Below are 12,926 nucleotides of genomic sequence, written 5' to 3' on the forward strand. Positions count from 1 at the left end.
CCCGTTCGACTTGCATGTGTTAGGCCTGCCGCCAGCGTTCGCTCTGAGCCAGGATCAAACTCTCAGGTTGAGTTGACTTCTGACCTAAGCATGACGGTCGGGAAGACCGTCTGGCATTAGTTCTACGTATTCTTGACGAGATCCCACGTTCGCTGAGCCGAAGCCCAACGACATGGTATGTCTTTCAAAAAGACCGCAGATGTCAGTGTCGAGTGACAATCTCTAGGATTGTCGCTGGAGCACCGCCGCCTGCGTTTCTCTTTCCAAATCAACGATGTCAAAGACCCAGGGAACCGGAGGACCGGCCCCACCGTTTAGCGCCCGGTTTCGGCGGAGGCGGCGATGTAGTCGCCTCGGAAGTCCGTGTCAAGCGGTTCTTCGAAAAGAACTTTTCGACAGCGTCACCGGCCCGGAGGTCGGCGGAGGCGGCGATGTAGTCGCCTCCGATTTTCGCGTCAAGTGGTTCTTTTTAAAGAAGAACCTCGGTTCGCGATGCGGCCCCGGAGGGCTGCGGAGGCGGCTTCCTAAGGAGGCCGATCCTCGGTGTCAACCGGGCTTCTCAGCCATTTTACGAACCGTGAAACCCGGAGGTTTCGGACCGCAAAAAACCACCAGGAGGGAAGCGAGAGGCTGCCCTCTGTCTAACGACCGGCGATTCGATTGGAGCGCGGAGACTATTGGGAACCAACCCCGAAAGCAAGAGATTATTCACCTCTGTCTTCCGGTCAGAGGCCCTGTGAACCGAAGTCCCAAGGCCCTGGCGGCCAGCCCGTCGCCGAGCGAGGGCGCGATATACGGACCGGCCCTTTCGTCCGCAACCCGCTTTTTGACGATTGTGCGAAGAATCTCGCCGATCGCTGCTCAGCCGGCGGCGATGTAGGTGCGCAGCTGCTCGGCTTCCTGCGTCGCCTCGGCGATCTGGCACTTCACCACGTCGCCGATGGAGATGACGCCGGCCAGGCGGCTCTCCTTCAGGACCGGCAGATGGCGGATCCGGCGATCGGTCATGCGGCCCATGAGGACGGCGACCGTCTCGCCCGGCTCGGCGAAGACCACATCGCGGGTCATGTAGTCGGCGACCGGCCGGTCCAGAGCGCCTGCGCCGTCTCGCGCCACCGCCCGGACCACGTCGCGTTCGGAGATCACGCCGGCGACGCGATCGGCGTCGCAAACGATCAAGGCGCCGACCCGGCGGCTGTCCAGCTCGGCGCAGGCCTGGGCCACTGTGGTCCCGGGCGCGATCGAGAAGACCTCGCCGCCCTTCGATTTGAGGATTTCCGCGACCAGCATCCGGCGTCCCTTCCCTGTCTTGTCGGGAGCGATCGACGGCCGAAGAGCCGAAGCCGCTTCTTAAGGCACAGGATCACCCGGTTCCGGCCTCGAATCAAACCTTTCGTCGGCGCGGCCGAACACCCTTGCGAGAGGGCCGATAGCGAGAATGCCGAACAGGAAGCCGAAAGCGTGGGCCTCCCAGGCGATTCGCGCGCCCTCCGCGCCCGGCGCGAAGCCGACCAGGCCGATGACCGCATTGACCGCCATCCAGGCGATGGCCGAGCGGATCACGCCGCCGTCCGTCAGGGAAAGCACACGTCCCCGCCCACCCAAGAGCCGCGTCGCAGCGCCGATCAGGCCGAAGACCGCGCCGGACGCTCCGACCAGGGGATCGACCGCGCCCCAGTGCAGCACACCATATCCCAGCGTCGCGGCGACACCTGACACTATATATAGAGAGAGAAACACCAGCAGGCCGATCCCGCCGCCGAAAAGCCGGGCGACAGGCGCGCCGAAGGTCAGGGCCCCGACCGCGTTCATCAACGCGTGGGCCCAGCCGCCGTGCACCAGCATGGAGGTGACAAGCCCGGCGTATCGCCCCTCGGCGAGATCGACCGGGCGAAAGGCGAGCTCCAGCCAGTAGGTGTGCGACCGTTCCTGCAGCCCGTAGAGCGCCGGCATCGACACGGCGAGCAGCAGCGCCGCGAGCGGGGCGTTGAAGATGCGTTCCCTGGGGGGTGGGCCGTCGAATCGGCCGTCGGACGGCTCCATGCCCCTCAAATGCGGAAGGGGCTCGTTCACATCAAGTCATCCTTAACACCCGTCTCCCATTTTGGGACGCGGACCGTCTGCCTGCGGCCGAATCACGAGTACCGAGTGGGATTTATCGACATGAGCCCGATCCGGACCGCATCGGCCGCCCTGGCCCTTTCGATCATGGCCCTGCCCGCGACCGCCCAGGTGTCGAGCTCAGGTGGCATGGCCCAGTTCCAGAACGGCTATGGCGGGGCCCGACAGTCCGTGACGACGGCCCAGACCGGCTCCACGCGGGACCAGAACGGCAACCGCCTGATTGTCGACGGCATCATTCAGCCGAACGCCTCCTCCTATTCGCGCCAGTCCGGCGTGTCCCAGCAAGGCTCCGGTGCCGGCTACGGTTCAGGCGCCACGGCCATCGGTAACAACCTGAACGTCGTGGTCCAGGGCAGCCACAACACCGTCATCGTCAACTCGCGTCAGACCAACTCGGGCAATGTCACCGCTCGTAATGACCTGACCGGTACGCTCACAGGCTTCGAATGACGCTCGGCCCCCTTCTCCGGCTCCGCGTCCCGGCGCTTCTGACGGCCTCTGCGCTCGCGCTCAGCGCCTGCGTCAGCCCGACGGCGGGCCCGAGCGGTCTCTACGCGCGGCCGATCGGCAATGCGCCGGTGACGGCGAACCCCACGCCCTATTCCGCCGCGCTCTACTGCATGGCGGACTATGCCCGTCGCTACGGCCTGCCCTCGCCGCGCATGGCGGTCGGCCGGATCAGCGACTACACGGGCACAGTCTCGGCGGATGGCGGCCGGCAGATCACCCAGGGCGCGTCCCTCATGGCCTTCAGCGCGCTCGCCAAGGCCGGTGCCCAGATGGTCGAACGCTACGACACCTCCATCTCGGAGATGGAGCTGCGTTACGCCAACAACCGCCTGATCGGCGACGAGGGTGGCACGCCAGACAATCCGAACTACCGCCGCATCCTGGCCGGCCAGGTTCCGGGCTCGGATTTCTATCTCATCGGTGGCATCACCGAGGTGAACTACAACATCCGCTCGGCCGGCTTCGACGCGGGCGTGGGCGAGACGGACACGGACACGCCCGGCTCGGGTCTCGTGCAGGGCAAGATCTACGTCATGAACGTGGCGATCGACCTGCGCCTGGTCCAGACCACCACGCTCGAGGTCGTCGACGTCATCTCCTACCAGAAGCAGATCATCGGCCGCGAAATCTCGGCCGGCGTCTTCGACTTCCTGAACGGCAACGTCTTCGACATTTCGGCCGGCACCGGCGGCATGGAGCCGGTCCAGCTGGCCGTGCGCGCCTTGGTCGAGCGCGCGACGCTGGAGATGATGGCCAACCTCTACGGAGCACCAGGCCCGGAGGTCTGCCTCTCGGCCGAGAACGATTGGCTGAACACCGTCGGCCCGACCGGGGGCTATTACCCGGCTTACGACAACACGGGAACGAACAATGGCCAGACCCGCGCCGATCCGTCTCGCTGGCACGATCGCCGCGACGGCGATGTGCGTCGCAGCCGCTACTGAGGCCTTCGCCCAGCAGCAGGACAGCCGCGTCCTCAACAATCAGCTTCAGCTGGGCGATGTCATCAGTGGCGTCACCCTGAACGTCGAAGACCCCTCCGCCGAGGTGTCGGTCGACAACGCCGCCCGCGCCAACACACTGTATGGCGCAGCCGAGAACGGGACCGTGGTCCTGACCTCGTCGCAGGAGATGCAGGGCGACACCCGCGCGGTCAGCGAACTCACCATCACCGGGGACGCCTCCGGCCCGGTCAATGTCCAGACCACCGCCGGCGCCAACGCCCTGTCGGCAGCGGGCTACGGCGCCGACATCACGATCGAGTCCAATCAGGTCGTCGGGCCTTCGGAAGTCACCGCCTCGGCCGCCATCCTGAACGACACCGCCCGTCTTCTGGGTGGTGCCTCCTTCTCGACTTCAGCCAACGCCAATGCGGCCTCGCTGGGAGGAACCGGCACGCGCGTCCAGGGCACGGTGATCCAGGGCTCCGAGGCGGGGGTCCGCTCAGAGACCTTCGTGGTCTCGCAGTACATCCCCGCCGAGGCCGAGTTCATCAGCGAATCGGTCGGCAACAGCATCGGCGTGAACTCGACCGGGGCTTCCAGCCAGGCCCTCACGCTGCGCCAGCGTCAGGCCGGCGACACCGTTTCGGCCAACACCAGCGCAAACAGCGGTAACGCCTGGGACCTGGCCGGGCGAGCCCGTGCCGTGGGCAACATCGCCTCGACCTACAATCAGGGCGGCTCGGTCGTGACCCTGACGGATCAGTCCAACCTGTCCGAGATCCGGGCTTCGGCCCTGGTCACCTCCTATGACTGGGGCGGGGCGACGGCCAGCGCGGCGGGCGTCGGCAACCAGGTCGTCATCGGCAACAACGACCGCTACCTCGAGATCGACAACAGCCAGGTGAACTCCGGCGGCGTGCAGGTCACCTCCGAGTTCGCCGGGACCTACGGCTACGACGCTTATGTCGCTTCCGCGGCGACCGGCAACGCCGTCACCGGCTACGCCTGCTCGGACTGCGAGGGGCAGATGGTCGTGACAAACACCCAGACCAACTCGGGCCCCGTCAGTGCGACCTCCACGGCCCGCATCGCCGGATCGGCCCGCGCCGTGGCGACCAGCGCGGCGGCCACGGGCAACGCCGCGACCTTCTACGTCTCGCGCTCGGGCAACTGAGCCACCCACACGACACATTGCTTCACCGCATGTGAGCCCGACGGGGTTGATCCTCGCGCGCGCCGGTTCCATTGAGGCGCCAACCAGAAACGCTGCTTCAGGAGAACCCGCCCATGACCGTCCGCGTCGCCATCAACGGCTTCGGCCGCATCGGCCGCCTCGTGCTCCGCTCGATCGTCGAGCACGGCCGCCGCGACATCGAGGTGGTGGCGATCAATGACCTGGGGCCGGTGGCCACCAACGCCCACCTGCTGCGCTACGACAGCGTCCACGGCCGCTTCCCCGGCACGGTCGAGGCGGGCGACGACTGGATCGACGTGGGCCTGGGCAAGATCAAGGTCACGGCCGAGCGCGATCCGGCCAACCTCCCGCACAAGGACCTGAACGTCGACATCGCGTTCGAGTGCACCGGCATCTTCACCGCCCGCGACAAGGCCGAGGCGCACCTGAAGGCCGGCGCCAAGCGCGTCCTGATCTCGGCGCCGGGCGACAACGCCGACAAGACCATCGTCTACAAGGTCAACCACGACACCCTGACCGCCGACGACATCGTCGTCTCCAACGGCAGCTGCACCACCAATGCGCTGGCCCCTGTCGCCAAGGTGCTGAACGACCTGTTCGGCATCGAGCGCGGTTACATGACGACGATCCACGCCTACACCGGCGACCAGCCGACGCTGGATACGATGCACAAGGACCTCTATCGGGCCCGCGCGGCGGGCCTGTCGATGATCCCGACCTCGACCGGCGCGGCCAAGGCGCTGGGGCTGGTCCTCCCGGAACTGAAGGGCAAGCTGGACGGCTCGTCCATCCGCGTCCCGACCCCGAACGTCTCGGTCGTCGACCTGAAGGTCGTCGCCGGCCGCGAGGTGACGGTGGAGGAAATCAACGCCGCGCTCCAGGCCGCTGCGGATGGGCCCATGAAGGGCGTGCTGCACACCACGAACGACCCGGTCGTTTCGATGGACCTCAACCACATCGCCGCCTCGTCCACCGCCGCCCTGCCCCAGACCCAGGTCGTCGACGGCAAGCTGGCCCGCGTGCTCAGCTGGTACGACAACGAATGGGGCTTCGCGACGCGCATGAGCGACACGGCGCTGGCGATGGCGAAGTTCCTCTGACGCCAGATCCCGCTCATCCCGGCGAAAGCCGGGACCCAGTTCTTTGGGCGATGATCGCCTGCGTTTCGCACTGCTCTTGATCCCAGTCATCTTGCCTTGCGAAAGGACTGGGTCCCGGCTTTCGCCGGGATGAGCGGAGGAGAAAGACATGACCTTCCGTACCCTCGACGACGCCCTCAATGATCTGGGCTCCCTCGGCGGCAAGACCGCTCTGATCCGTGTGGACTTCAACGTCCCGATGGAGGACGGCCGCGTCACCGACGACACCCGCCTGCGCGTGGCGCTGCCGACCATCCAGCGACTGCGCGACGCCGGGGCCAAGGTCGCCCTGCTCGCCCACTTCGACCGGCCCAAGGGCAAGGTCATCCCGTCCATGAGCCTGGCCCCCGTCGTCGACGACCTGGAGCGCCTGCTCGGCGCCCCTGTCCGGTACGCGTCCGACTGCGTGGGCGAGGAGGCTAGGGCCGCCATCGCCGACCTCGACGCCGGGGGCGTGGTCCTGCTGGAAAACGTCCGCTTCCACGCCGGCGAGGAAGCCAACGACCCTGCCTTCGCCCAGCAGCTCGCCGAACTCGGCGACCTCTACGTCAATGACGCCTTCTCGGCCGCCCACCGCGCCCACGCCTCGACGGAGGGCCTGGCTCGCCTGCTACCCGCCTACGCCGGCGAATCCATGCGCCGCGAGCTCGATGCGCTCGACGCCGCTCTCGGCAATCCGAAGAAGCCCGTCATCGGCATCGTCGGCGGGGCCAAGGTCTCGACCAAGCTCGACCTGCTCAAGAACCTGGTCGGCAAGCTCGACCGCCTCGCCATCGGCGGCGGCATGGCCAACACCTTCCTGTTCGCCCAGGGCATCGACATCGGCGGCTCACTGGCCGAACGCGACATGGCCGACACCGCGCTTCAGATCATCGCTGAAGCCGAAGCCCAGGGCTGCCAGCTCCTGCTCCCCGTCGACTTCGTCGTCGCCACCGAGGTCAAACCGGGCGCATCCAGCCGCCCCGTCGTCGCTGGCCAGCCCCTGTCCGCCGACGACAAGATCCTGGACGCCGGTCCGGCCACCGTGGCGCGCCTGCTCGACGCCCTGACCGGCTCCAAGACCCTGATCTGGAACGGCCCGCTCGGCGTGTTTGAGGTCCCGCCCTTCGACGCCGCCACGGTCGCCGTGGCCCAGCACGCGGCCGCGCTCGCCAAGGCGGGGGTCCTGACCGCCGTCGGGGGCGGCGGCGACACCGTCGCGGCGCTGAACCACGCCGGCGTCGTCGACGACATGACCTTCGTCTCCACCGCGGGCGGGGCCTTCCTGGAGTGGATGGAGGGCAAGGCACTCCCCGGCGTCGAGGCCCTGCGCGCCTGATCGCCTGTAACATGGCGTGACTTGAGGCCGCTCCGGCGCTAGACCGTCCGCAAAATAGAACGACCTCAGGAGGCTACCCTTGGCGCGGATCACCCTGCGACAGCTGCTCGACCACGCGGCCGAGTACGACTACGGCCTGCCGGCCTACAACATCAACAACATGGAACAGGGTCTGGCGATCATGGAGGCGGCCGAGGCGGTCAACGCGCCGGTCATCATCCAGGCCAGCCGCGGCGCCCGCTCCTACGCCAACGACGTCGTTCTGGCCCGACTGATCGACGCCCTGGTCGAGCTCTATCCCCACATCCCGGTCTGCATGCACCAGGACCACGGCAACGGCCCGGCCACCTGCGCCACCGCCATCCAGTACGGCTTCACATCGGTGATGATGGACGGATCGCTCGAAGAAGACGGCAAGACCCCCGCCAGCTACGACTACAACGTCGACGTCACCCGCCGCGTCGTCGAGATGGCCCACGCCTGTGGCGTCTCGGTCGAGGGCGAGCTGGGCGTGCTGGGCTCGCTGGAGACCGGCATGGGCGAGGCCGAGGACGGCCACGGCTTCGAGGGCAAGCTGGATCACTCCGCCCTGCTGACCGACCCGGATCAGGCGGTCGATTTCGTCAGCCGCACCAAGGTCGACGCGCTGGCCATCGCCATGGGCACCAGCCACGGCGCCTACAAATTCACGCGCCAGCCGGACGGCGAGGTTCTGGCCATGCATGTGATCGAGGAAATCCACCGCCGCCTGCCCGACACCCATCTGGTCATGCATGGCTCCTCGTCGGTGCCGCAGGACCTCCAGGACATCATCAACCAGTACGGCGGCGAGATGCCCCAGACTTGGGGCGTGCCGGTCGAGGAGATTCAACGCGGCATCAAGCACGGCGTGCGCAAGATCAACATCGACACCGACAACCGCATGGCCATGACCGGCGCGATCCGGAAGGTGCTGGCCGAAAGGCCCGGCGAGTTCGACCCGCGCGCCTATCTGAAACCGGCCAAGGAGGCGATGCGCAAGCTCTGCATGGAACGCTTCCAGCAGTTCGGCTGCGAGGGCCAGGCCTCCAAGATCCGCCCCATGTCGACCGCCCAGATGGCCAAGCGCTACGCCACCGGCGACCTCGACCCCGTCTACGGCCGTCGCGAGAGCGCGGCGGCCTGACGGCGAAACGCCCGAAAGTCGGCCCGTCAGGTTCGGTCAGGTTCCGAAAGGACCGCTGAGTCCAGGCGTGTTGTATTGTCGCACCTTGAGGCGTAGCGTCCCGCTTGGGGATGGACAACACGCCTAGGGGGGACGTGATGGCCGACAAGAAGACCATGGACCGCCGCTCGTTCCTGAGCCGCGTCGTCGGGGCCGCCACCATGGGCGGTGCGCTGACGGCCGTGACAGGCCAGGCCGAGGCCCATTCAGGCTGTACGGACAGCGACAGCGGCTCCTACTCGGACCCGAGTGGACGCGGTCGTCGCTGCAACACCTATCAGAGCGGCTGCACGGACAGCGACACCGGCAGCTACCGGGACGGCATCGGCCAGGGCCGACGCTGCGCCACCTCGACCGGTTGCAGCGACAGCGATAGCGGGACCTATGGCGACGGCGTCGGCAACGGTCGCCGATGCGCTGCGCCTTCGACCGGTTGCAGTGACAACGACTCCGGATCCTATGCAGATGCGTCGGGCCGCGGTCGCCGCTGCTCGACGCCATCGACCGGCTGCACGGACAGCGATAGCGGAAGCTACGGCGACGGCGTCGGTCGCGGCCGACGCTGCGCGCCCACCTCCTATCAGTCCGGCTGTACCGACAGCGACACCGGCACCTACGGCGACGGCGTCGGCAATGGCCGTCGCTGCACGCCCGCCCCGCGTAACTGCACCGACAGCGATACGGGCAACTACGCCGATGGCATCGGTCGTGGTCGTCGCTGCTGATAAGGACACGCCTTGAGTTCTTCGCTTCAGGGGTCGCTATCCGACCCCCTCCGCTGGCTTCTCGGTGACCACGCCGACGGCTTCCTGACCGAGGTCTATGAGCGTCGACCCGTGGTCGCCCGCCATGAAGATCCCGACCGGTTCCGGTCGCTGCTGTCGCTCTCGGAAATCGATCGGCTGGTGTCGGAACTGGATTTCCAGCGCGGCATGCTGGTGATGACGGACTCCTCGCGCACCATCGCCGAGTCGGACTATGTCGCCCCGTCCGGCGCTGTCGATCGCGGGGCGGTCGCCAGCCTCTACGGCAGCGGCGCGACCCTGATCCTGAACCAGCTCCAGCAGTCCCACAGTGGCATGGCCGCCCTGTGCCGCAGCCTGGAGAGCGTCTTCAGCTGCCACGTCCAGACCAACACCTACCTGACCCCGCCGTCGTCCCAGGGGTTCCGCACCCACTATGACAACCACGACGTCCTGGTGATCCAGATCGAGGGCGAAAAGGCCTGGCGGCTGCACGACCAGCCCGTCGCCATCCCCTATCGCGGCGAGGGCTTCCAGCCCGGCGTCTATCCGGTTGGAGAGCTGTCCGAGACCTTCGTGCTGCGAGCCGGCGACTGCGCCTACGTCCCGCGCGGCCTGATGCACGACGCCGCCACCTCGGGCGACAAGCCGTCGCTGCACATCACCTGCGGGCTCATCGTCCGCACCTGGGCCGACGTCGTGCTGGAGGCCGTGTCCGAGGTCTGCGTCAAGGACGAGGCCTTCCGCCGCAGCCTGCCGCCCGGTTTCGCCAACCCCGGCTATGACCGCGCCGCGCTCGGCCGGGAGTTCCAGACCCTGATCCAGCGCCTGTCCGAACAGGCGCGCCTCGACCACGCGCTGGACTTCGCCATCCGCGAGTTCGTGCTCAGCCGCGAATCCGACGTGTCCGGCGCGCTCCTCGGGGCTCACGAACCGCTCGCCGCCGCCTACGTCGCCCGCCCGTCCATCTGGCGCATCGAGGAAGACGGCCCCGACAGTGACAGGCCGCTCCGGCTGATCGCCCCCGGCGGCGAAATGGACTTTGCCGGCCTGGATCGCGCCGGGTTGGAGCGCGCCCTGTCCGGGGCTGTCTTCTCGCCGGGCGACCTCGGCGTGCCGGACCCCGCGCCCGTGATTCGGCGTCTCGTCGCTGCGGGCCTCATCGGCGCGACCTGAGCCGGGGGACATGCTAGACGGCCTGCGTGGAAGACGACGCCGAGGAACTTGAAGGCTCACCCGACTCGCAAGGTCAGCGGTTTCTGGCGGACCTGTCTGGCAAGGACCTGACCCAGCGGCTGGATCGTCTCCTGGCCGACGCCCTGCCCGGCATGTCCCGGGCGCGTCTTCAGGCCCTGCTCTCCGAGGGCGCGGTCACCCTCGACGACCGGCCCGTCTCATCGCGGGATCGACCGCAAGCCGCGACCTATGCCGTCCTCGTGCCACCCGTCGCCCCGGCAGACCCCCAGCCCGAGCCCATCCCCCTGACCGTCCTGTTTGAGGACGCCGACCTGATCGTGATCGACAAGCCGGCGGGCATGGCGGCCCACCCGGCTCCGGGAACCGAGACCGGAACCCTGGTCAACGCCCTGCTGCACCACTGCGGCGTGTCCCTGTCGGGCATCGGCGGGGTCGCCCGACCCGGCATCGTCCACCGTCTGGACAAGGACACCTCCGGCGTCATGGTCGCCGCCAAGTCCAACCGCGCCCATGCGGGTCTGTCGGCCCTGTTTGCCGCCCACGATATCGAGCGCACCTATGTCGCTCTGACGCGCGGCGCGCCGTCGCCCGACCGCGGCCGGATCGAGACCCTGATCGGCCGCTCGTCCTCGGACCGCAAGAAGATGGCCGTGCTGAAATCCGGCGGCCGCAACGCCATCACCGACTACATCGTCCAGGCCCGCTTCGGCGTCCCGGCCAAGGCCGGTGCCGCACCGCTCGCCGCCCGCGTCGCCTGCACGCTTCAGACCGGGCGCACCCACCAGATCCGGGTGCATCTGGCGTCGAAGGGCGCGCCGATCCTGGGTGATGCGGTCTACGGCTCGGGCAGCCCGGCCACAGCCGTCCGCGCGGCCATCGCCGAATCCGGCCTGACCCGACAGGCGCTCCACGCCGCCGTCCTCGGTTTCGTCCACCCGGTTTCGGGCGAGACCCTGCGCTTCGAGACCTCGCCCCCCGCCGACATGACCCGGCTGGAGACCTTGCTCACAGCACTCTGACACACCAACTGTTGCGAAACGGAAGTGAGACCGCCATGACCCTCGATCCCGAGATCACCGACAACGCCGAGCTCCACCGCTACGAGCTGCCCGTCGACGGACAGGTCGCGGTCGTAACCTACAACCTGTCCCCACCGAACTTGATGATCACAGAGACCCTGGTGCCCCAGGCGCTGGAGGGACGCGGCATCGCCAGCCGACTGGCCCGCCACGTCATCGCCGACGCCCGTGCGCGGGACCTTCTGATCCTGCCTGTCTGCCCCTTCTTCGCCGCCTTCTTCCAGAAACATCCCGATCAGGCCGACGTCGTCCACCCCGCCTACCGCATCAGCCTGGGCCTGCCCACTTAGTAAGTCTTGATTTGAAACGGACTATCTGCTATCAACCGCGTCATTCGGCGCAGTGGCGCCGGGGTCACGGTCACGCTTTCCTGTGACGATCCGCCCCTAAAAAGGCGGGCAACCTGACGCCACATGATCCGCTTGAGGGGTCGAGGACCCGGTGCCCATGTCGGGGCCGGCACCAAGAGGACCCGCTCGCTACCGGTCGGAGGGACCACGTCTATGGCTACCAATGCTTCGCTCGCGGTGATGTCGCCTGAACAGGGGCTGTCGCGATACCTGTCTGAAATCCGCAAATTCCCGATGCTCACCAAGGACGAGGAGTTCATGCTCGCCAAGCGGTGGACCGAGCATCAGGATCCCGAGGCCGCGCACCGCCTCGTCACCTCGCACCTTCGTCTCGTGGCCAAGATCGCCATGGGCTATCGCGGCTACGGCCTGCCGATCGGCGAAGTCATCTCCGAGGGCAACGTCGGCCTGATGCAGGCCGTCAAGAAGTTCGACCCGGACAAGGGCTTCCGCCTGGCGACCTACGCCATGTGGTGGATCCGCGCCTCGATCCAGGAATACATCCTGCGCAGCTGGTCGCTCGTGAAGATGGGCACCACCGCCGCCCAGAAGAAGCTGTTCTTCAACCTCAGGAAGGCCAAGAGCCAGATCTCGGCCTTCGAGGAAGGCGACCTGCGCCCCGAGCACCTCGCCGCCATCGCCACCAAGCTGGGCGTGACCGAGGAAGAGGTCACCAACATGAACCGTCGCCTGTCCGGCGACGCCTCTCTCAACGCGCCGCTGCGCGTCGACGGCGAGAGCGAGTGGCAGGACTGGCTAGCCGACGACAACGCCGTCTCCCAGGAGACCCAGCTCGCCGAAAGCGAGGAGAAGTCCATCCGCATGAGCCTGCTGGAAGAGGCCATGGGCGAGCTGACCGAGCGCGAGAAGCACATTCTCACCGAGCGCCGCCTCAAGGACGACCCGGTCACGCTGGAAGAACTCGCCGGCCAGTACGGCGTCAGCCGCGAGCGCGTCCGCCAGATCGAGGTCCGCGCCTTCGAGAAGCTGCAGAAGGCCATGCGCGCCGCCGCCGAAGAGCGGAACCTGCTGGACGCCTAAATCCTCCCCCGGAGCGTAGCGAACGGGGGAGGGGGATCGCGAAGCGGTGGAGGGGGCGACCGCGCACACCGTGTATGGGGCC

General features: G+C 67.4%; 13 protein-coding genes and 1 rRNA gene (1 of these 14 running past the window's edge). 11 read left to right on the plus strand and 3 right to left on the minus strand.

The annotated features are described in order from the left end of the window. The 3 genes from IP78_RS02115 to IP78_RS02125 form a co-directional block, all read right to left on the minus strand. A 16S ribosomal RNA gene (locus IP78_RS02115) occupies positions 1 to 70 on the minus strand (it extends 1,391 nt beyond the left edge of the window). 791 nt (positions 71 to 861) lie between these two features. After that, positions 862 to 1,290, minus strand: coding sequence for a CBS domain-containing protein (locus IP78_RS02120; protein ID WP_054110061.1), 429 nt, complete (start codon positions 1,288 to 1,290; stop codon positions 862 to 864). A gap of 60 nt (positions 1,291 to 1,350) precedes the next feature. Continuing rightward, a complete protein-coding gene (locus IP78_RS02125) occupies positions 1,351 to 2,073 on the minus strand; it encodes a rhomboid family intramembrane serine protease (RefSeq protein WP_231680866.1) in 723 nt (240 codons plus the stop codon). Between the two features lie 90 nt (positions 2,074 to 2,163). On the opposite strand from IP78_RS02125, the gene hfaA reads away from it, so the two are divergent. The 11 genes from hfaA to rpoH all read left to right on the plus strand — a co-directional run bounded on the left by hfaA (position 2,164) and on the right by rpoH (position 12,844). Next, positions 2,164 to 2,574 carry a holdfast anchoring protein HfaA gene (gene hfaA, locus IP78_RS02130; protein WP_054110063.1) on the plus strand — a complete coding sequence of 137 codons (411 nt, stop codon included), beginning with the start codon at positions 2,164 to 2,166 and terminating at the stop codon, positions 2,572 to 2,574. Further along, positions 2,571 to 3,578 carry a holdfast anchoring protein HfaB gene (hfaB, locus tag IP78_RS02135; RefSeq protein WP_054110064.1) on the plus strand — a complete coding sequence of 336 codons (1,008 nt, stop codon included), beginning with the start codon at positions 2,571 to 2,573 and terminating at the stop codon, positions 3,576 to 3,578. Before hfaA ends, hfaB begins: the two co-directional genes overlap by 4 nt. After that, a complete protein-coding gene (gene hfaD, locus IP78_RS02140; protein ID WP_054110065.1) occupies positions 3,505 to 4,752 on the plus strand; it encodes a holdfast anchor protein HfaD in 1,248 nt (415 codons plus the stop codon). Before hfaB ends, hfaD begins: the two co-directional genes overlap by 74 nt. 113 nt (positions 4,753 to 4,865) lie before the next feature. Further along, the gene (gene gap, locus IP78_RS02145; RefSeq protein WP_054110066.1) at positions 4,866 to 5,873 is read left to right on the plus strand and encodes a type I glyceraldehyde-3-phosphate dehydrogenase; all 1,008 of its coding nucleotides are present in this window, start codon (positions 4,866 to 4,868) and stop codon (positions 5,871 to 5,873) included. A gap of 148 nt (positions 5,874 to 6,021) precedes the next feature. Next, positions 6,022 to 7,230 carry a phosphoglycerate kinase gene (gene pgk, locus IP78_RS02150; protein ID WP_054110067.1) on the plus strand — a complete coding sequence of 403 codons (1,209 nt, stop codon included), beginning with the start codon at positions 6,022 to 6,024 and terminating at the stop codon, positions 7,228 to 7,230. A 79-nt stretch (positions 7,231 to 7,309) separates the two neighbouring features. Then, positions 7,310 to 8,395 carry a class II fructose-bisphosphate aldolase gene (fba, locus tag IP78_RS02155; RefSeq protein ID WP_054110068.1) on the plus strand — a complete coding sequence of 362 codons (1,086 nt, stop codon included), beginning with the start codon at positions 7,310 to 7,312 and terminating at the stop codon, positions 8,393 to 8,395. A 137-nt stretch (positions 8,396 to 8,532) separates the two neighbouring features. Beyond that, the gene (locus IP78_RS15210; protein ID WP_054110069.1) at positions 8,533 to 9,159 is read left to right on the plus strand and encodes a hypothetical protein; all 627 of its coding nucleotides are present in this window, start codon (positions 8,533 to 8,535) and stop codon (positions 9,157 to 9,159) included. Between the two features lie 12 nt (positions 9,160 to 9,171). Next, positions 9,172 to 10,353 (plus strand): cupin domain-containing protein, encoded by a 1,182-nt coding sequence (locus tag IP78_RS02165; protein WP_054110070.1) that lies wholly within the window; start codon positions 9,172 to 9,174, stop codon positions 10,351 to 10,353. Between the two features lie 26 nt (positions 10,354 to 10,379). Continuing rightward, positions 10,380 to 11,393 (plus strand): RluA family pseudouridine synthase, encoded by a 1,014-nt coding sequence (locus tag IP78_RS02170; protein WP_054110071.1) that lies wholly within the window; start codon positions 10,380 to 10,382, stop codon positions 11,391 to 11,393. A gap of 35 nt (positions 11,394 to 11,428) precedes the next feature. Continuing rightward, positions 11,429 to 11,743 (plus strand): GNAT family N-acetyltransferase, encoded by a 315-nt coding sequence (locus IP78_RS02175; protein WP_054110072.1) that lies wholly within the window; start codon positions 11,429 to 11,431, stop codon positions 11,741 to 11,743. Positions 11,744 to 11,956: 213 nt separating this feature from the next. Then, complete coding sequence (gene rpoH / locus IP78_RS02180; protein ID WP_054110073.1) at positions 11,957 to 12,844, plus strand: RNA polymerase sigma factor RpoH; 888 nt, start codon at positions 11,957 to 11,959, stop codon at positions 12,842 to 12,844. Positions 12,845 to 12,926: the final 82 nt, after the last annotated feature.

The sequence above is a fragment of the Brevundimonas sp. AAP58 genome, from assembly GCF_001295975.1.
Classification (GTDB): domain Bacteria; phylum Pseudomonadota; class Alphaproteobacteria; order Caulobacterales; family Caulobacteraceae; genus Brevundimonas.

Coding starts and splice junctions, on each gene's coding strand:
- IP78_RS02120 (WP_054110061.1), bottom strand. CDS start 1,290: ATGCTGGTCGCGGAAATCCTCAAATCGAAGGGCGGCGAGGTCTTCTCG.
- hfaA (WP_054110063.1), top strand. CDS start 2,164: ATGAGCCCGATCCGGACCGCATCGGCCGCCCTGGCCCTTTCGATCATG.
- hfaB (WP_054110064.1), top strand. CDS start 2,571: ATGACGCTCGGCCCCCTTCTCCGGCTCCGCGTCCCGGCGCTTCTGACG.
- hfaD (WP_054110065.1), top strand. CDS start 3,505: ATGGCCAGACCCGCGCCGATCCGTCTCGCTGGCACGATCGCCGCGACG.
- gap (WP_054110066.1), top strand. CDS start 4,866: ATGACCGTCCGCGTCGCCATCAACGGCTTCGGCCGCATCGGCCGCCTC.
- pgk (WP_054110067.1), top strand. CDS start 6,022: ATGACCTTCCGTACCCTCGACGACGCCCTCAATGATCTGGGCTCCCTC.
- IP78_RS15210 (WP_054110069.1), top strand. CDS start 8,533: ATGGCCGACAAGAAGACCATGGACCGCCGCTCGTTCCTGAGCCGCGTC.
- IP78_RS02175 (WP_054110072.1), top strand. CDS start 11,429: ATGACCCTCGATCCCGAGATCACCGACAACGCCGAGCTCCACCGCTAC.
- rpoH (WP_054110073.1), top strand. CDS start 11,957: ATGGCTACCAATGCTTCGCTCGCGGTGATGTCGCCTGAACAGGGGCTG.